The organism is Xanthomonas sp. SHU 308, assembly GCF_000364645.1.
Lineage (GTDB): Bacteria > Pseudomonadota > Gammaproteobacteria > Xanthomonadales > Xanthomonadaceae > Xanthomonas_A > Xanthomonas_A sontii.
The window spans coordinates 1-2,752 of record NZ_AQOK01000430.1; the positions used below are offsets into that span (position 1 = coordinate 1).

The 2,752-nt window shown below is 73.1% G+C and carries 2 protein-coding genes and 2 pseudogenes; 3 read left to right on the forward strand and 1 reads right to left on the reverse strand.

The window, feature by feature from the left end; genetic code table 11:
* Positions 1–470, reverse strand: a pseudogene (locus D588_RS0114170) (hypothetical protein); the annotation flags it as partial.
* Positions 471–896: 426 nt separating this feature from the next.
* Here D588_RS0114170 and prmA point away from each other — a divergent pair.
* The 3 genes and pseudogenes from prmA to D588_RS27880 all read left to right on the forward strand — a co-directional run.
* A complete protein-coding gene (prmA, locus tag D588_RS0114175; protein WP_017916451.1) occupies positions 897–1,817 on the forward strand; it encodes a 50S ribosomal protein L11 methyltransferase in 921 nt (306 codons plus the stop codon).
* Positions 1,818–1,901: 84 nt separating this feature from the next.
* Positions 1,902–2,348, forward strand: coding sequence for a helix-turn-helix domain-containing protein (locus D588_RS0114180; RefSeq protein ID WP_017916452.1), 447 nt, complete (start codon positions 1,902–1,904; stop codon positions 2,346–2,348).
* Between the two features lie 126 nt (positions 2,349–2,474).
* Positions 2,475–2,752: pseudogene (locus D588_RS27880) on the forward strand (hypothetical protein); the annotation flags it as partial.

Below are 2,752 nucleotides of genomic sequence, written 5' to 3' on the forward strand. Positions count from 1 at the left end.
CGGGTCAGGCCGTCGCCAGGCGCGAACCCGGCGCAGCGGCGGCCGACGCGGGCGCGCGCCTGCACCATCTGCGCCGAGGTCGGCAGGCGCGCGTCGGCGATGGCGCGGGTATCGGCGCCGTAGCCGACCGGGTCCATCGCATAGCCGGCGCAGTAGTCGTAGATGCGGCTGAGCCGCCAGGACGCCTCGGGGTCGCCGTGCGCGGCGGCGATCGACAGTTGCTGCGCGGCGCGGTAGAGGTCGGCACTGTGTTCGCCCTCCTTCTCCTCACGCAGGCGCGCAGGCGCCGACGCCTGGCGCGACGCCGTGGCCGGCGCGGCGGATGCGGGGTAGGCAGCGGCCACCACCGCGGTCGCCGGCACGGACGCCGCCGGTGCAGCCGGCAGCGACAGCGCGCGATAGGCGATCACGCCCAGCAACAGCGCGGCGGGCGCCAGCAACAGCCAGGTTGGACGGGACACGACGGGCATGCGCGAAAGAGCCGGACCACGGGCAGAAGCGCAGCCGGACCCCCTGTCGCCCGGCCGCTGCGAGCCGGCAGTCTACCCCAGGCCAAGGCCGCGGCATGCGCCAAATGCATGCCGCGATCCCGGCGCATGGACGTGCGGACCGGCGGCACGGACGAACGGCACGGCGTCACGGGCGGCGCGGTGCAGATCGCAGTGCCGGTGCTGGCCCGGCAGCGTCCGGACGCATTGCTGGGCCTGTTCGGCCCGGCGCGGCCAGCGCGACGCCGCGTACCGCCGGCGCGTGTCGCATTCCGAACGGCGCCGGCTGGAGGTGGTTCGCAACCGGCCGAAATGCGTGCCGTACCCCGCTCCGCCGCAAGACAGCCTCCAGCGCGAAGCCCGCCGCCCGTCTAAGATGCGCGCTTCCCCTGATTGCCCCACCGACCGATGCCGTTCCTCGAACTGACCCTGCGCTGCACCGACGCCACCCAGCCCCGCTACGAGACCGCGCTGGAGGATGTCGGCGCGCTGGCGGTGACCCTGCTCGATGCCGACGCCGACACCAGCAACGAACGCGCGATCCTGGAACCGGGCGTGGGCGAGACCCCGCTGTGGGGCACCCTGGTCCTCACCGCGCTGTTCCCCGAGGAGCAGGACGCGCTGGTGTTGCTGGCTGCGCTGGAGGCCTTCGACCCCGGGCTGGACTGGACCCAGGCCACCTTCCGCAAGGTCGACGACCAGGACTGGGAACGGGCCTGGCTGGACCAGTTCCAGCCGATGCGCTTCGGCGCGCGCACCTTCATCGTACCGTGGAACCATGAGCTGCCCGAAGACGCCCGCGGCGCCGATGCCGCCGTGGTGCGCCTGGACCCGGGCCTGGCGTTCGGCTCCGGCACCCACCCGACCACCGCGCTGTGCCTGCGCTGGCTGGATGCGCTGGCCACCGACGGCGTCCTGGCGCAGGCGCGCGTGCTCGATTTCGGCTGCGGCTCGGGAATCCTGGCGCTGGCCGCGCTGAAGCTGGGCGCCGCCGCCGCGGTGGGCGTGGACAACGACCCGCAGGCGCTGCTGGCCAGCCACGACAACGCCGAGCGCAACGCGGTGGGCGAGCGCCTGGCCGTGTACCTGCCTGCCGACGAACCGGAGGCCACCTATCCGGTGGTGGTGGCCAACATCCTCGCCTCGGCGCTGGATGCGCTGGCGCCGACCCTGGCCGCGCGCGTGGCGCCGGGCGGGCGCATCGCCCTGTCCGGGATCCTGCATGGTCAGGAACAGGAGCTGCTGCAGCGCTACGCACCGTGGTTCACCCAACTGCGCACCGAACAGGACGGCGACTGGATGCGCATCGACGGCGTGCGCCGGGACTGAACCGGGGCACGGCCACGCCGGGGCGCGGCCCCGCAAGGCCAGCCGGCCCATAGCGCAGAAGACAGTATCGCTAACATTTCACTGATGGACAGCGCTGCGAACCAAACGCAGTGGCCGGCGCGGCTATATCTCGCCTCCCCTGCGGAGGTGCGTGTGAACAGCAAGCTGTACGAACGGGTGCGCGAAGCGCGCAAGCTTACCGGCCTCACCCAGGAGGCCCTGGCGCTGGACCTGGGCGTGACCCGCAGCGCCGTGGCGCAGTGGGAAATGGCCGAAGGCACGGCGCCGGCGCTGGAGCACCTGATCGCCCTGGCCCGCCGCAGCGGGCTGCATTTCGAGTACCTGGCCACCGGCCGTGGCGAGCGCGTGTTCGGCGAACCGATGGCGGCGGACGCCGCGGCCATCGGCGAGCTGCCCAGCCACTACCAGTTCACCGACCAGCAACTGCGCCTGCTGGAGCGCTTCGACAGCCTGAGCCCGCGTCAGCGCGCCGGCTTGCTGGACCTGCTCGACACCCGCAAGTCGCGCTGAGCACGCCGCGGGACACTCGCTCCGTAGAGCGTCCAGCGCTGACAAAGGCGACGATCCACCGGCAGCGCACTGCAGATCCCGCCGGCGCGTGCTTGAATACGGCTCTAGCCGTCGTCGCCCGCGCGCATGCCCGATCGCACTCCGCCCCGTCCCAGCCTCGCCACCTTGCTGCGTCAGCCCGATCCGTCCGCCACACAGGGCGAGACCCCGGTCGCGCCGGCGGCGGGCGGTGACGCGCCGGCACCCGCGACGCCGCTGACCGACACCGCAGCGCCGCCCGTCGCGCCAAGCGTCTCGCCAGCGTCTGCGAACGTGAAGCTGGCCGAGGACGAGGCCGACGCACGCGACGACACACGTGACGCGGGCGACCTGAAAGCGCTGCCGCCCGCGTCGGCGACGGACCC